Consider the following 14,078-nt stretch of genomic DNA (forward strand, 5'->3'; position numbering starts at 1 on the left):
GTACTCCCGACGGGCCCGCCCGTGTCCTCCGTGGCTTCGGGGCTCAGCCCTGGGCGGGGCCCGCCTCGGAGCCCTCGTTCGCCCGGCGCTTGGAGTCCAGACGTTCGGCCAGTTCGTCGGTGACCACGAGATCACGCCGGATCCGGCCGGTGCGGTAGCCCACCCGCGCGGCGATGTGACCGGCGACGGGGACGGTGACCACCTGGAACAGGCCCACCAGGATCAGCGTGCCGAAGTCGAACACGCCGGTCTCCTCCACGGGCAGCATCCGCAGCCCGATCCCCACCAACACCAGCAGCATGCCCAGGATCTGCGGCTTGGCCGCGGTGTGCATGCGCGACAAGAGGTCGGGGAAGCGCATCAGGCCGACCGCGGCGACGAAGGAGAGCAGGGAACCGGCCAGCAGACACAGGATCGCGGCCCAGTCCAGGACGGTGACGAGCTGATCGCTCACGACGTCCTCCTCTCTCCGGAGTCCTCAGTGGGTTCCACGGGGTTGTCGGCGTGCTCCTCGGGACGTCGGGCGACGAACTTGGAGACGCTGATGGAACCGACGAAACCCAGGATCGACAGGACGAGCAGGGTGGGCAGCACCGTGGGGTCACGGTTGAAGGCCGCGTAGGCGCCCAGCCCCGTCAGGGCCGAGGCCAGCAGCACGTCGACGGACAGGGCCCGGTCCAGGATGCTGGGGCCGATCAGCAGACGGGCCGTGCCCAGCAGGGCGGCGGCACCGAGGAGGACCGCCACGATGGTCCAGAGGATGTTCATGCGCTCCCCTTCCCGGCGGCCAGGGCGGCCTCCAGATCGGCGATGTTCTCGCGTGTGCCCAGGGCCCGGACGATGCGCTCCTCCAGCATGTGGATGCTCTCCTTGGCCTTCTCCGCCTCTTCCTCGTCCTCGGCGCCCAGGACGTGGACGTAGAGGATCTTCTCCGGCTGGGCGACCTCGATGATCACACTGCCGGGGATCACCGTCACCGTGATCGCGGTGCACACCAGCATCAGGTCGGCGTCGGTGCGCAGCCGCACCGCCACGACGGAGCTCTTGACCGGAGGGCCGGGGCGGAACACCTGGACCGTGACCTGGAAGCTGGAGACCACCATCTTGCCGAGGACGTAGAAGAACAGGCGGACGCACTGGAGGGGCCAGAAACGGAAACCGGGAGAGATGGGCGGCAGCGGGAAGAGCATCATGATGCCCACGGACACCAGGAACCCCACGGCCGCTGTACCGAGTGCCTCGGGACGCAGCTGGAAGCCCTTGAAGAGCATCATCCACACCAGCGTCATCCCGAGCGCGACCGGGATCTGTACTTTGCCCAGACGTCGACGTAGAGCGTTCACCCCCGCCTTCTTCCGGGTCTTCAGGTCGTTCACTGGGAACCTCCGAGAACCGCCTCGATGTAGGGCGTGCGCTGCAACAGTTCGACCGCGGAGTCCGAGGAGTAGGCGATGAGCGGCCCCGCGAAGACCGTCATGGCCAGACCGAAGGCGACCAGGGCCACCGTGGCGCCGACCATGCTCTTGGGCAGGACGACGGAGGTCACCACCGGGGTGTCCACCGTCGAGGTGGCGCCCAGACGGGAGGACGGGCCGACGGCCTCGCCCGGGCCCAGGGCCGCGGTCGAGGTGTCGTCGTCCTCACTGTCCTCCAGGACGGTGCCCGGCTCGGCCACCGTGCCCTCGGAGGGGGTCCGCCAGAAGGCGTAGTTCCACACCCGGGCGATGACGTACAGGGTCAGCAGGCTGGTGAGCACCGAGGCGCCGACCAGGGTGTAGGCCAGCGGGGTGCCCACGTCCACACCGGCCTGGAGCAGACCGATCTTGCCGAGGAAGCCCGACAACGGTGGGATGCCGCCCAGGTTCATCGCCGGGATGAAGAACAGGATGGCCAGCAGCGGCGCGATCTTGGCCAGACCGCCCAGATGGTCCAGTGACGTGGATCCGCCCCTGCGTTCGATCAGTCCCGTGATGAGGAAGAGCGTGGTCTGCACGGTGATGTGGTGGGCGATGTAGAACACCGCGCCCGCCAGGCCGAGCTCCGTCCCCAGGGCCACGCCGAACACCATGTAGCCGATGTGGCTGATCAGGGTGAACGACAGCAGACGCTTGATGTCGGTCTGCGCCACCGCGCCCAGGATGCCCATGATCATCGTGGCCAGCGCGACCCACATCAGCATGGTGTTGAGCTGGGTCCCGGGGAACATGAGGGTCTCGGCGCGGATGATCGCGTACACGCCCACCTTGGTGAGCAGGCCGGCGAACACCGCCGTCACCGGTGCCGGCGCCGTCGGGTAGGAGTCCGGCAGCCAGGCGGCCAGCGGGAACACCGCCGCCTTGATGCCGAAGGCGAGTACGAGCATCACCTCGAGGACCAGCCGCAGCTCCGTGTGGATCTCCGGAAGCCGCTCGCCGAGCTGGGCCATGTTCACCGTGCCGGTCGCGCCGAAGATCAGCGCGATCGCCATCAGGAACAGGACCGAGGACAGCAGCGAGACCACCACGTAGATGGCGCCCGCCCGCATCCGCGACTGCGTCCCGCCCAGGGTCAGCAGCACGTAGCTCGCGGTCAGCAGGATCTCGAACCCGACGTACAGGTTGAACAGGTCACCGGCGAGGAAGGCGTTGGAGACACCGGCCACCAGGATCAGGTAGGTCGGCTGGTACACCGAGAGCGGCGCGACCTCGGCCTTGCCCGCCATGCCCTGACCGATCGAGTAGACCAGCACGGCCAGGGTGACCGCGGCCGAGACCGTCACCATCAGCGCGGACAACCGGTCGGCCACCAGGGTGATGCCGACCGGGGCCTCCCAGCCGCCGACCGCCACGACCTGCGGACCGAACATGTGGGCGCCCACCATCAGGGCGGCACCGATCAACAGCACCAGGGCCAGGGAGATGACGCTCAGCCACTGCTGGACCCGGGGCCAGCGGATGCCCAGCGCGAGTTTCACCCCGGCCGCGAAGAGCGGCAGCACCACCGGCAGCGGGATGAGGTAGTGCATGATTCCGGCGAAGTAGTCCCATCCCATGGTCAGTCGTTCCCTTGCAGGTCGCTGTCCTCAGCGCGGGCCAGGCGTTCGCGCTCTGCCCGCATGGTCTGCCGTGCCTGCCGCCGCTGAGAGCGGATCCGGCGGCGCAGCTCGCGCCACAGTTCGCGCTCGGCGGCACGGTCGGCGCGTCGGTGTTCGCGAAGCCGCTTGCGGCCCAGACGAATCCGGCCGCGCAGCTCCGTCACCTGGTTGACCATGCTCTGTTGGCGGTAGGTGAGACGACGCACGGTCTCCTGCGACCGTTCGTCGGCCTCGCCGTCCTCGGCCTCGACCTCGAACCTGGCGAGTTCGGCCTGGGCCGCCGCGATCTCGGCCTTGATGCGAGCCTGTTCGGCCAGCTCTTGGGCGTCGGCCGCGGCGATGGTGGCCTGGAGTTCGGCGCGCTGACGACGGATGTCCGCCCGCAGCTTGCGTCGCTCCTTGAGGAAGCGCTGGCGAACGGCGCGACGCCCTTCGCCCTGGACGATCCTGAGGTCCTCGGCGTCGTCCTGGACCTCGTCGTTGCCCTCCAACTGCCAGCTCCGGTACGCGAGCGCCAGCAGGAAGGCCGTGAGGCCCAGGGTGATGACGATCGCCGTCAGGATCATCGCCTGTGGCAGTGGATCGCTCATCTCCTCGCCGTCGCTGAACCACAGGATCGGCGGCTTGCCCGGGGTACCGGACATGGCGAGGATCATCAGGTTGACGCCGTTGCTCATCACGATGAAGCCCAACAGCACACGGGTGAGGCTGCGCTCCAACAGGAGGACGACGCCGACCGCGACGAGGACCCCGATGACGACGACGAGGGTCAGGCTGGGGGACTCGTTCACGAGGTGACCTCCTCGGCTCGCGCGCGGGCCTCGGGACCCTCGGTCTCCTCGGCGAGGGCGGCGTCCCGTTCGATCTGTTCGTCGATACGGGCGCCCAGACTGCGCAGAATGTCCAGGATCAGGCCGATCACCAGCAGGTACACACCGATGTCGAAGATCATCGAGACCGTCAGGTGGGCCTTGCCGAAGATCCAGAAGTCGACGTATCCGTGGGCACCGGCGAGGACGTCGCCGAGGAAGATCGCGCTTCCGATCGCCGTGCCCGTGGCCAGGGCCAGACCGGCGCCGATGAGGGCGCCCGGTTGGACCCACGCGGTGTTGTAGAGCTCGAACCTGCCGCCCGCGAGGTAGCGGACGATGAAGGCGACACCCGCCACGATGCCGCCGGCGAAACCGCCGCCGACGTCGCTGTGGCCGGTGAAGAGCAGGTACACCGAGAGCACCATGATCACCGGGAAGAGGAAGCGCGAGACCACCTCGAAGATGACCGATCGGCGCTCGGTCGGCAGCGCGGCCGCCCCCGGAAGCCAGGTGCGGTTCCAGACCGGCTTGACGCGGATGTCCTTGGGCGCGAACCGGAGTTCGCCCAGGTCCACCCGGCCCTCGGTGGAGGGCGCCGGAGGCTTGGTGACCGACAGCGCCATCACACCACCGGGGGCCTTGCGGGGCTGGGCCCGGCGGCGCACGAACATCAGGCTGGCGACACCGGCCGCGGCCGCGGCCAGCACCGAGATCTCGCCCATGGTGTCCCAGGTACGGACGTCGACCAGCAGGACGGCGATGATGTTCTCGCCGCCGGCCCGCTCGGCCGCCTCGGGGTAGTGCTCGGAGATCGACGGCGCCTGTCGTCCGACCAGCGCGAACCACGTCATCACGGCCGCCAGCACACCGCTGGCCGCTCCGATGACCATGTTCCAGGTCCGACGCCCGCGCAGGGCGGGGGCGGAGAAGTAGGTCGGGAAGCGCCGGAGCACCAGGACGAAGACGACCAGGCTGACGGTCTCGACCAGGAACTGGGTGAGCGCGATGTCGGGGGCGCCGAACAGGTAGTAGATGCAGGCCACGCCGTATCCGCCGATGCCCACCAGGATGACCGAGTAGAGGCGGCGACGGACGAACAGGATCAGCAGCGACGTCACGATGATGATCGCGGCGGGGATGATCTGCACCGGGGTGTCCCACAGACGGATCTGCGGGGCGGGAAGCTCCCACAGGCGTCCGGTGAACACCGGGATGGTCGCGGAGACCACCATGACGACCAGGATGGTGCCGAGGTAGACCGGCAGCGAACCACGCTGGGTGCTACCGGTGACCTGGAGCGCCAACGTCTCCAGCCCGGCCATCATGCGTCGGTAGTTGCGTTCGGGGTTGAACAGGGCCGTGCGATTGCCGAGCCAGGCCACCCCGTGGCGGAAGTAGAACAGCACCAGACCGCCCACGACGCAGATCGCCGACAGCAGCAGCGGGAGTTCCCAGCCGTGCCACAGCGTCAGGTACGTGGGGTACTCCTCGCCGGGACCCTGCGGAACGGTGTCCGCGTAGGTGGCGAAGAGCGGGTCGGCCGGGTTGGAGAACAGGCCGCCGAGCAGGCTCAGCCCGGCCAGGACCACGGCGGGCGCGAGGAAGAGCGCTCCGGGGGCGTGGACCAGGGTGGGGGAGACGCCCTCCTTGTCGAAGAAGGCGCCCCACAGGTACCGAAGGCTGTAGCCGACGGTGAAGATGGAGCCCAGGACCATGCCGGTCAGGATCAGGGCGTCGAACCGACCACCGTGGGTGTAGGCGCCGAAGGCCAGTTCCTTGGCGACGAAGCCCGCGGTGGGGGGCAGCCCGGCCATGGAGGCCAGGGCGACGACCGAGACCCAGAAGGCGCCGGGCATGGACTTGCGCAGACCGGAGAGTTCTCGCAGGTCCCGGGTTCCGGTGCTGTGGTCGATGATGCCGACCACGAGGAACAGCGGGGCCTTGAAGAGGGAGTGCGCGACGACCATCGCGAGACCGGCGAGGGCGGCGGCGCGGGTTCCGGTGCCGAGGAGGGCGATGAGGAAACCGAGCTGGCTGATGGTGCCGTAGGCCAGGACGAGCTTGAGGTCGAACTGGCGGAGCGCCTTCCAGCCGCCGAAGATCATGGTGACCACACCGAAGGTCACCGCCATGACCTGCCAGACGGGGACGTCCCCGAAGGCGGGCGTGAGGCGGGCGACCAGGTAGACACCGGCCTTGACCATCGCCGCGGCGTGCAGGTAGCCGGAGACCGGCGTGGGAGCCTGCATGGCGGCGGGAAGCCAGAGGCTGAAGGGGAACAGGGCCGACTTGGACATCGCGCCGATCATGATCAGCACGAGGGCCGAGGTGACCACCGCTCCGCTCTCGGGCGGGTCGGCGACGATCTCGGAGATCACGTAGGTCCCGGCGGTCTCGCCGAGCATGATCATGCCCACCAGCATCGCCAGACCGCCGAAGGTGGTGACGGTCAGGGCCGTCATCGCCGCCCGGCGGCTCTCCTGGGACTCGGCCTTGTGCCCGACCAGGAGGTAGGAGAAGACCGTGGTCAGCTCCCAGTAGATGAAGAGCTGGATGAGGTCGTCGGCCAGTACGAGCCCGAGCATGGCGCCGGCGAAGGCGACGAACACGCCCGCGAAGCGCGGCAGCCCGGATTCGGAGTCGCCGAAGTAGCGCGCGCAGTAGACCAGGATCAACGTGCCCACACCGGCGGCGATGAGGGTCATGACCAGGCCGAGCGCGTCCATGTACAGGCCCAGCCGCAGCGAGAACTGCGGGGCCCACGCCACGGACTCGGAGAGGGTGCCTCCGGCGAGGATGGTCGGGAGTTGGAAGAGGGCCCACACGGTGGACAGTCCAGGGACCACCGCCAGGGCATAGAAGCCGTTACGCCCCCACAGACGCACCAGTAACGGTGCGACCGCAGCGGTGATGAAATGCGCGACCAGCACTGTTGTCAATGCGCCCCTCCCGGACCGGTCCGGGCCCGCCCGGGTGTTCGGACGGACGTCCACTGCCCTCGCAGCAGACAGCCGCCCACAACCGGATCAGTGGACGGGGGTGTCGCTACCGTTTTGAGAGGGCATGGATCTACTTGAACTTGCGTGCGCAAGCTATTTAATAGCTAGACTACACATGCGTCAAACCACCGCGCGGGTCGGGGACCCGCGCGCAGAGCCCATCCTGCGAGGACCGTTTCGTGCTCGACGAGACCCCTGAGACCCGCTCTGAGCAGCGGGTATCCACCGATTCGAACGAGGTGGAACTCGAGGAGTTCCAGCGTGTGTGGACAGAACTCATCAACGCGGCGCTCCACGCCCGCTCCCGGGGCGGACATGGGCATCGCGGTGCCGAGGAGATCACACTGACACAGTCGCTGCTCATGGAGGCGGTACGCGGCATGGACGGACCGAGTGTCGGTGCCGTCGCTCACATCGTCGGCGTATCGTCGCCGTCCGCGACCCGGATGATCCAGCAGTTGGAGCGCAAGGGGATGATGGTCCGGCGCCGGTCCGAACGTGACGAACGCAGCACCGTCGTCGCCCTCACCTGCGAGGGTGAGCGCGTCCTGGCCGAGCGCCGCAAATCCATGGAGCACAAACAGCGACAGGTCTTCGACGCGATCAGGCCGGCACTACGGCCGATCGTCCTCGACGTCCTGCGCGACCTGAGGTCCGCCATAGACGAGAGCTGATCCAGCGCCTCGACGACACGGGCCCCCAGAACCCGGGCCCGCCCTTCCCTCGGACGGAACGAGGGTGTCGAGGAACACACGGAACGATCACGGGCCCGGCTCCCCACCGACGCCCTTCGAGCATCGTCCCTCGGCTCGTCCGCCCCTCTGCCCTGGGCAGATCTGCCCCCGGCCGAAAAGGTGGAGACCGCGGCGTATCCCGGCGCAGGCTGAAGGCACCGGCCCGGACGGACACACGGTCCGCCCCCGGGAAGAGAGCCGGACCGAGGAGTGCCGATGCCGACCACATACGCCGCGGAGACCCCACCGAGCGGGAGTTTCGACGACCAGCTCTCCGCGCGCCTGCTGCGCAGCCGCGTCGTCCTGCTGGGCACCCAGGTGGACGAGGAGAGCGCCAACAGGGTCTGTACGCAGATCCTGCTCCTGGCGGACGAGGACCCGCACAAGGACATCACCCTGGCGATCAACAGCCCCGGCGGGGTCGTCTCCGCCGGACTCGCCATTTACGACACCATGAACTTCGTGCCCAACGACGTCTCCACACTGGTCATGGGCTTCGCGGCCAGCATGGGACAGTTCCTGGCCTGCACGGGCGCACCGGGCAAGCGCTACAGCATGCCCCACGCGCGGATCATGATGCACCAGCCCTCGGGCGGGCTGGGCGGGACCGCCGCGGACATCGCGATCCAGGCGGAGAACCTCGCGCACACCAAGCGCACCATGATCGAGCTCATCGCCCGACACAGCGGGCAGAGCGAGGAGACCATCGCGGCCGACCAGCACAGGGACGCCTGGTTCACCGCCGAGGAGGCCCGGGACTACGGCTTCATCGACCACGTGATCGAGAGTGCCGAACAGATGGGCGGCGGCCTGCGTCTCGGCGGGACCGCACCCGGCTTCGTCCGAGGAGGGGGCGCCCGATGAGCGGCCGTTACACGATCCCGACCGTGATCGAGCGGACCCCGAACGGGGAGCGCTCCTTCGACGTGTTCAGTCGACTGTTGTCCGAACGGATCATCTTCCTCGGGACCTCGATCGACGACGACGTCGCCAACGTGGTCATGGCGCAGATGCTGCACCTGGACCACGAGAGCCACGAGACGGACATCCAGCTCTACATCAACTCTCCGGGGGGATCCAACACCGCGCTGACCGCCATCTACGACACCATGGGCTTCGTCCGGGCCGACGTGGCCACGGTGTGCATGGGTCAGGCGGCCTCGGCCGCCGCGGTGCTGCTCGCCTCGGGCGCTCCCGGCAAGAGGGCCGCCCTGGCGCACTCCCGCGTGCTCCTGCACCAGCCCTCCGGGGAGGGGCGGGGGCAGGCCGCCGACCTGGAGATCCAGGCGGCGGAGATCCTGCGGGTCCGTTCCCAGGTGGAGGAGATCCTCGCGCGGCACACCGGTCAGCCCCGGGAACGCCTGCGGGCCGACACCGACCGGGACAAGATCTTCACCGCCGACCAGGCCCGGGAGTACGGGCTGGTGGACAACGTGATCTCCGGTCGGGGCGAGGTCGCTCCGGCCGGCTGAGCCGAGACGGTCGACGGGGTGGGGCGACGGAGGTCGCTCCACCCCGATGCGGAAGGGGAGCGCCTCAGGCCGCCAGGGACAGGACCACGGTCCTGTGGGCGGAGGTCGACGGGGCGGAGGTCGGGGTCAGGACCGTCGACCGGTCGCCCACACGCTCGAAACGGGCGAGCGCGGTACGCCGATAGAGCTCTCCGAGCACGTCGGCGATGCTCAGTCCCAGGGAACGGTAGACCGCGGCGAGGACCTCGGAGGAGGCCTCCTTGCGTCCGCGTTCGATCTCCGAGAGGTAGGGCAGGGACACCTGGGAGTCCTCGGCCACCTCGCGGAGGGTGAGCCCTCGTTCCAGACGGGTGCGCCGCAGCAGCTCGCCGACGAGGTCGCGCATGAGCGGTTCCTCCGCGGGCTCGGCGGGACGCTCGCCCCTGCGGGCATCGTCCAAGGAGCGCAGGACGCTCTCGCTCATGGGTGCCTCCAGGGCGGTCGGATCGTTCCGTCCCTTCGACCCTACGCCCGACGCCCCGTCCCGAGGGAGGGGGCGGTCCGCCCTTCTGCGCACGGCAGAACCCCGTGACGCCGGGACATCCGGACGGGAGACGCCGGAGTGCTCATGGCACTCAAATCATGGCAAAAGGTTCGTAGGTCGGGAAGGAAACCGGTGTTCCGGCCCATGTGACGGGGAACGAGGGGAGGGCGTCTACTGGGGGAGGTCCCGTGGAGATCACCGGCATCATCAGCGCGCTCATCGTCGGATTGATCATCGGCGCTCTGGGACGACTCGTCATTCCGGGTAAACAGCATCTGCCGATCTGGTTGACCCTGGTCCTGGGCATCGTGGCCGCGTTCATCGGCGGATGGATCGGCACCATGATCTGGGACGCCTTCTGGTTCGTGTTGATCGTCCAGGTCCTGGTGGCGGCGGGGATCGTCTACCTCGTGGACGGGATGTACTCCAAGAACACCGGACGTACCGCCTGATCCACCTCGCCACCGCACAGTCGCGCCCAAGACCCGATCCGAGGCCGCCGGAGTCGCTCCGGCGGCCTCGGACGTTCGTCTCCGGACCGGGAGACGGAGGTCAGCGCAGTCTCCGGGCCCCGTCCGATGGGGGCGCGGCGAAGGACGACGGCTCCCCGAAACCGCGCTCGGCGAAGGCGGAGCGCACCTCCCGTACGCAGGAGGCCACCCGGTCGGTGTCCACGAGGGCGATGACGCAGCCGCCGAACCCGCCCCCGGTGATCCGGGCGCCCAACGCGCCGGCGGACAGGGCGGCCTCGACGGCGGTGTCCACCTCGGGCACGCTCACCTCGTAGTCGTCGCGCAGCGAGACGTGCGAGGCGGTGAGCGAGGGGCCGATCTCGCGGACCCGCCCCTCACGTAGGAGCGCCACCGTCTCCAACACACGGGCGTTCTCGGTCACCACGTGCCGGACCCGGGCGCGCGCCCGGTCGTTGGGAAGCCGGTCCAGGGCCCGGGGCAGCCCGGCGAGGTCGACGTCCCGAAGCGCCGGTACCCCGAGGGCGCGCGCGGCCCTCTCACAGGAGCGCCGACGCTCGGCGTAGGCGCCCTCCACCAGCCGGTGCGGAGCGCGGGTGTCCACCACCAGCAGGGACAGGTCGTGCTCGTCCGGTGCGAAGGGGATCGGCTCGGTGGTCAGGGAACGGCAGTCCAGGAACAGGGCCCGTCCCTCGCGGGAGGCCATCACCGCGAGCTGGTCCATGGCGCCACAGGGGACGCCGACGAAGTCGTTCTCCGCTCGACGGGCCCACCGCGCCACCTCCCCGGGATCGGCGTCGATCCCGTACAGATCGGTGGCGGCCAGCAGCGCGGCACAGCACAACGCGGCCGACGTCGACAGTCCGCCGCCCATGGGGACCGAGCCGTCCACGAACAGGTCCATCCCGCCGACGTCGTGTCCCTCGTCGAGCAGGACCCACCGGCAGCCGGCGGGGTAGGCGCCCCAGCCGTCGACCGAACCGGGGGCCGCCTCCCCGTCCGTCTCGACGGTCTCGGAGAAGCGCGGCGACCGTGACCGCCACACACCGTCCGTGCGGCGGGCGGCGGCGACGGTCAGGGTACGGGGGAGGGCGAGGGGCAGGGCGAAGCCGTCGTTGTAGTCGGTGTGCTCACCGATCAGGTTGATCCTTCCGGGCGCCTCCCACACGCCCTCGGGGGAACGCCCGAACGCCCTCCGGAACCCCTCCGCGGCCCGTTCGGCCCGGACGGTCGGTCCCGGCGGCCCGTCGTCGGCGTTCACCGGCCGGCCTTCCGGAGCAGTCGCGCCGTGGTCTCGGGGGCGACGTCGTTGACGAAGACGCCCATGCCGGATTCGGTGCCCGCCAGGTACTTGAGGCGGTCGGGGGCACGGCGAACGGAGAACACCTCCAGCCGCAGCCGGGACAGGGAGCGGGCCTCGGCGTCGTGGAGCGGGGCCTGGTGCCAGGCGGCGATGTAGGGCAGCGGCAGGTCGAACAGTCGGTCCAGCCGGGCGAGGAGGTCGGCGTACAGCTCGGCGAAGGCGTCGCGTTCGGCGTCGCCGAGGTCGGGGAGGTCCGCGACGGGGCGGCGCGGGTACAGGTGCACCTCGACGGGCCAGCGGGCCGCCTCGGGGACGAAGGCGGTCCAGTGGCCGTTCTCCAGCACCACCCGGGGGCCCGCCCGTTCGGCCGCGAGGACGTCCTCGAACAGGTCGCCGCCGGTCTCCTCGCGGTGGGCGCGGGCGGAGGCGAGGACGTCGCGGGTGCGCGGGGTGACGAACGGAAGCGCGTAGACCTGGCCGTGCGGGTGGTGCAGGCTCACCCCGATCTCCGGTCCGCGGTTCTCGAAGCAGTACACCTGCTCGATGCCGGGGAGTGCCGAGAGCACGGCGCTGCGGTCGGCCCAGGCGTCGACGACGGTGCGGATCCGCCGGGGGCCCAGACGGGCCAGGGAGGTGTCGTGCTCGTCGGAGAAGCAGAGCACCTCGCAGCGACCCCGGTCTCCGGCGAGCGCGGGGAAGAGGTTCTCGAAGGCGACCACGTCGTAGGAGGGCGCGGGGATCTCGGTGTGTCGTTCCGGGGTGGAGGGGCACAGGGGGCAGCGGTCGTCGGGCGGCAGGTGGGTGCGGTCCTGCCGGTGCGCGGCGACCACCACGGGTTCCCGGGTCAAGGGGTCCAGGCGGATCTCGGAGCCGGCGGGGCGTGCGGGGAGGGCCCGGGGGTCGACGTGCGCGCGGTCGCCGTGGTCGGACTCGTCGTAGTAGACGATCTCCCGGCCATCGGCCAGACGGGCGCTGGTCTTCCTCATCCGGGCTCCCGACGTCGTGCGGCCGGACCGCGCCCTTCCGCGGGTGGTCCGGTCCTGTCGGAGGAGAGTCTGAAGGGCCACCGTGACCCTGTCAAAGGTCGTGGGGGGATTCGTCCCTGAAACCACCGGACCGTGCCCCGACGACCGATGAGGCGCGCCGTTTCGGGGCGCGTCGCGGTGGTGGTCGGTGGGCGGTCAGTTGGACCAGCAGGACCGCCCCGATCGCGGCCGCGGCCCCGGCCCCCTGGATCGGGGTGAGCGTCTCGTGGAGGACCAGGTAGCCGAGCAGGGTGGCGGTGACCGGGCTGGCGAAGGAGAGGAAGGAGACCGCCAGTGTGGGCAGCCGTTCCAGGCCGCGGAACCACAGGACGTAGGACAGCAGCGCGCAGATCAGGCTCATGTAGGCGAACCCGGCCAGCTCGACCGCCGAGATCGTGCTCGGCACCCCTTCCACCAGCAGGGTGACGGGCAGCAGGACCATCCCTCCCGCGGTGAGCTGCCAACCGGTGATCCCCAGCAGGCCCACCCCTTCGGGGCGTCCCCAGCGTTTGGTCAGGACCAGGCCGGTCCCCATCGAGATCGCCGCCGCCACTCCGGCCAGGACGCCGATCGGGTCGAGGGCGGCCTCGGGACCCACGACGAGCAGCCCCACGCCGACGGCGCCCAGGAGGCAGGCCAGGAGGTGGGCGGGGCGGATCCGTTCGCTCAAGAGCAGGGAGGACAGGGCCAGGACGATGACGGGTTGGATCGTGAGCACGAGGGCGGCCACCCCGCCGGGGAGCAGGTAGGCGGCGACGAAGAGCAGGTAGAAGAAGGCGCCGATGTTGAGGGTGCCCAGGACCAGGGAGCGCCACCACCAGATACCGGTGGGCAGGGCACGGGAGAGGGCGAGGAGGATCAGGCCCGCGGGCAGCGCGCGGGCGAGGGAGGCCAGGAGCGGGCGGTCGGGCGGCAGGAACTCCGTGGTGACCAGGTAGGTGCTGCCCCAGACGACGGGGGCCAGCGCGGTGAGCAGGGAGTCGACGGCGATCCGTCCCCGGCCGTTCACCGGAGGACCTCCCGTCTTCGGGCGGGGGGTGTCATGGCTTACCTTTCGATATCGAATATTTCGATGTCGAAAGATTATGTTCGTGCTCACGAGACCGTCAAGCGCGCGTCGCTATGATCGCCGGATGAACGACGCCGTCGATCTCTTCCTCGCGCAGTGGGCCCGGGAACGTCCCGACCTCGACGTCTCGCCCATGGCGATCATCGGCCGGACCGGCCGCCTGCAACAGATCCTCGGGCGGCGCATCGGCGACCTCCTGGCGGAGGAGGGGCTCGAACGCTGGGAGTTCGACGTTCTGGCGACCCTGCGCCGGGCCGGCGCCCCCTACCGGCTCACCGGCAGGGACCTGGTGCGGATGACGATGGTGGGCTCCTCCGCGATGACCAACCGTGTGGACCGGCTGGTCAAACGCGACCTGGTCCACCGAGAGGTCGATCCGGACAACCGGCGTCGTGTCCTGGTCGGGCTCACCGACGAGGGGTTGGCCACGGTCGACCGCGTCGTGGAGGGGCACGTCGCCGGCGAAGCTGTTCTCCTGGAGGGGCTCGACCCCGACGAACAGGAGAGGCTGGTCGGGTTGTTGCGCAAACTCCTGCTCTCCCTGGGAGATGGCGCGCCCGAATAGTCCCGCTCCGTTACGGGGGTGGCCTCGCGTGGC

15 protein-coding genes are annotated in these 14,078 nt (G+C 69.7%); 5 read left to right on the forward strand and 10 right to left on the reverse strand.

Annotation, left to right across the window (positions count from 1 at the left end; all coding sequences use genetic code 11):
• Positions 1 to 43 precede the first annotated feature (43 nt).
• From mnhG to U9J66_RS14640, 6 genes are read right to left on the reverse strand one after another with little or no spacing between them, the layout of a single operon-like run.
• Positions 44 to 454, reverse strand: a complete 411-nt coding sequence (gene mnhG / locus U9J66_RS14615) for a monovalent cation/H(+) antiporter subunit G (protein ID WP_042282322.1) — start codon at positions 452 to 454, stop codon at positions 44 to 46.
• Entirely contained in the window at positions 451 to 768 is a 318-nt protein-coding gene (locus U9J66_RS14620; protein WP_014911308.1) for a monovalent cation/H+ antiporter complex subunit F, read from the reverse strand. Before U9J66_RS14620 ends, mnhG begins: the two co-directional genes overlap by 4 nt.
• Entirely contained in the window at positions 765 to 1,376 is a 612-nt protein-coding gene (locus tag U9J66_RS14625; protein WP_326337930.1) for a Na+/H+ antiporter subunit E, read from the reverse strand. The genes U9J66_RS14620 and U9J66_RS14625 overlap by 4 nt, the downstream gene beginning before the upstream one ends.
• The gene (locus U9J66_RS14630; RefSeq protein ID WP_187294558.1) at positions 1,373 to 3,031 is read right to left on the reverse strand and encodes a Na+/H+ antiporter subunit D; all 1,659 of its coding nucleotides are present in this window, start codon (positions 3,029 to 3,031) and stop codon (positions 1,373 to 1,375) included. Before U9J66_RS14630 ends, U9J66_RS14625 begins: the two co-directional genes overlap by 4 nt.
• A gap of 2 nt (positions 3,032 to 3,033) precedes the next feature.
• Positions 3,034 to 3,864 carry a Na(+)/H(+) antiporter subunit C gene (locus U9J66_RS14635; RefSeq protein ID WP_161111140.1) on the reverse strand — a complete coding sequence of 277 codons (831 nt, stop codon included), beginning with the start codon at positions 3,862 to 3,864 and terminating at the stop codon, positions 3,034 to 3,036.
• Complete coding sequence (locus U9J66_RS14640) at positions 3,861 to 6,815, reverse strand: Na+/H+ antiporter subunit A (protein WP_326337991.1); 2,955 nt, start codon at positions 6,813 to 6,815, stop codon at positions 3,861 to 3,863. The genes U9J66_RS14635 and U9J66_RS14640 overlap by 4 nt, the downstream gene beginning before the upstream one ends.
• Positions 6,816 to 7,063: 248 nt before the next feature.
• On the opposite strand from U9J66_RS14640, the gene U9J66_RS14645 reads away from it, so the two are divergent.
• From U9J66_RS14645 to U9J66_RS14655, 3 genes are all read left to right on the forward strand, one after another.
• Positions 7,064 to 7,558: a MarR family winged helix-turn-helix transcriptional regulator gene (locus U9J66_RS14645; RefSeq protein WP_014911389.1), complete on the forward strand. Its 495-nt coding sequence runs from the start codon at positions 7,064 to 7,066 to the stop codon at positions 7,556 to 7,558.
• A gap of 276 nt (positions 7,559 to 7,834) precedes the next feature.
• Positions 7,835 to 8,482: a ClpP family protease gene (locus tag U9J66_RS14650; protein ID WP_026125006.1), complete on the forward strand. Its 648-nt coding sequence runs from the start codon at positions 7,835 to 7,837 to the stop codon at positions 8,480 to 8,482.
• Positions 8,479 to 9,090, forward strand: a complete 612-nt coding sequence (locus tag U9J66_RS14655; RefSeq protein WP_017534572.1) for an ATP-dependent Clp protease proteolytic subunit — start codon at positions 8,479 to 8,481, stop codon at positions 9,088 to 9,090. The genes U9J66_RS14650 and U9J66_RS14655 overlap by 4 nt, the downstream gene beginning before the upstream one ends.
• 64 nt (positions 9,091 to 9,154) lie before the next feature.
• Here U9J66_RS14655 and U9J66_RS14660 read toward each other — a convergent pair whose 3' ends face one another.
• Positions 9,155 to 9,553 carry a helix-turn-helix domain-containing protein gene (locus U9J66_RS14660; protein ID WP_042282298.1) on the reverse strand — a complete coding sequence of 133 codons (399 nt, stop codon included), beginning with the start codon at positions 9,551 to 9,553 and terminating at the stop codon, positions 9,155 to 9,157.
• A 248-nt stretch (positions 9,554 to 9,801) separates the two neighbouring features.
• Between U9J66_RS14660 and U9J66_RS14665 the strand changes: the two genes are divergently transcribed.
• Positions 9,802 to 10,065: a GlsB/YeaQ/YmgE family stress response membrane protein gene (locus tag U9J66_RS14665; RefSeq protein WP_014912612.1), complete on the forward strand. Its 264-nt coding sequence runs from the start codon at positions 9,802 to 9,804 to the stop codon at positions 10,063 to 10,065.
• 100 nt (positions 10,066 to 10,165) lie between these two features.
• Here U9J66_RS14665 and galK read toward each other — a convergent pair whose 3' ends face one another.
• The 3 genes from galK to U9J66_RS14680 form a co-directional block, all read right to left on the reverse strand.
• The gene (gene galK / locus U9J66_RS14670; RefSeq protein ID WP_326337931.1) at positions 10,166 to 11,344 is read right to left on the reverse strand and encodes a galactokinase; all 1,179 of its coding nucleotides are present in this window, start codon (positions 11,342 to 11,344) and stop codon (positions 10,166 to 10,168) included.
• Positions 11,341 to 12,372 carry a galactose-1-phosphate uridylyltransferase gene (gene galT / locus U9J66_RS14675; RefSeq protein WP_014912293.1) on the reverse strand — a complete coding sequence of 344 codons (1,032 nt, stop codon included), beginning with the start codon at positions 12,370 to 12,372 and terminating at the stop codon, positions 11,341 to 11,343. Before galT ends, galK begins: the two co-directional genes overlap by 4 nt.
• A 91-nt stretch (positions 12,373 to 12,463) precedes the next feature.
• On the reverse strand, positions 12,464 to 13,420 hold the full coding sequence (locus U9J66_RS14680) for an EamA family transporter (protein ID WP_326337932.1): 957 nt from the start codon (positions 13,418 to 13,420) through the stop codon (positions 12,464 to 12,466).
• Between the two features lie 124 nt (positions 13,421 to 13,544).
• On the opposite strand from U9J66_RS14680, the gene U9J66_RS14685 reads away from it, so the two are divergent.
• A complete protein-coding gene (locus U9J66_RS14685; protein ID WP_017534577.1) occupies positions 13,545 to 14,045 on the forward strand; it encodes a MarR family winged helix-turn-helix transcriptional regulator in 501 nt (166 codons plus the stop codon).
• The last annotated feature ends 33 nt before the right edge of the window (positions 14,046 to 14,078 follow it).

Source organism: Nocardiopsis sp. LDBS1602 (genome assembly GCF_035818715.1).
Classification (GTDB): Bacteria; Actinomycetota; Actinomycetes; order Streptosporangiales; family Streptosporangiaceae; genus Nocardiopsis; species Nocardiopsis alba.

What these genes read in the sequence shown, in the direction of transcription:
- U9J66_RS14660 (WP_042282298.1), bottom strand. Translation starts at nt 9,553, where the DNA reads ATGAGCGAGAGCGTCCTGCGCTCCTTGGACGATGCCCGCAGGGGCGAG.
- galT (WP_014912293.1), bottom strand. Translation starts at nt 12,372, where the DNA reads ATGAGGAAGACCAGCGCCCGTCTGGCCGATGGCCGGGAGATCGTCTAC.
- U9J66_RS14620 (WP_014911308.1), bottom strand. Translation starts at nt 768, where the DNA reads ATGAACATCCTCTGGACCATCGTGGCGGTCCTCCTCGGTGCCGCCGCC.
- U9J66_RS14630 (WP_187294558.1), bottom strand. Translation starts at nt 3,031, where the DNA reads ATGGGATGGGACTACTTCGCCGGAATCATGCACTACCTCATCCCGCTG.
- U9J66_RS14650 (WP_026125006.1), top strand. Translation starts at nt 7,835, where the DNA reads ATGCCGACCACATACGCCGCGGAGACCCCACCGAGCGGGAGTTTCGAC.
- U9J66_RS14655 (WP_017534572.1), top strand. Translation starts at nt 8,479, where the DNA reads ATGAGCGGCCGTTACACGATCCCGACCGTGATCGAGCGGACCCCGAAC.
- U9J66_RS14685 (WP_017534577.1), top strand. Translation starts at nt 13,545, where the DNA reads ATGAACGACGCCGTCGATCTCTTCCTCGCGCAGTGGGCCCGGGAACGT.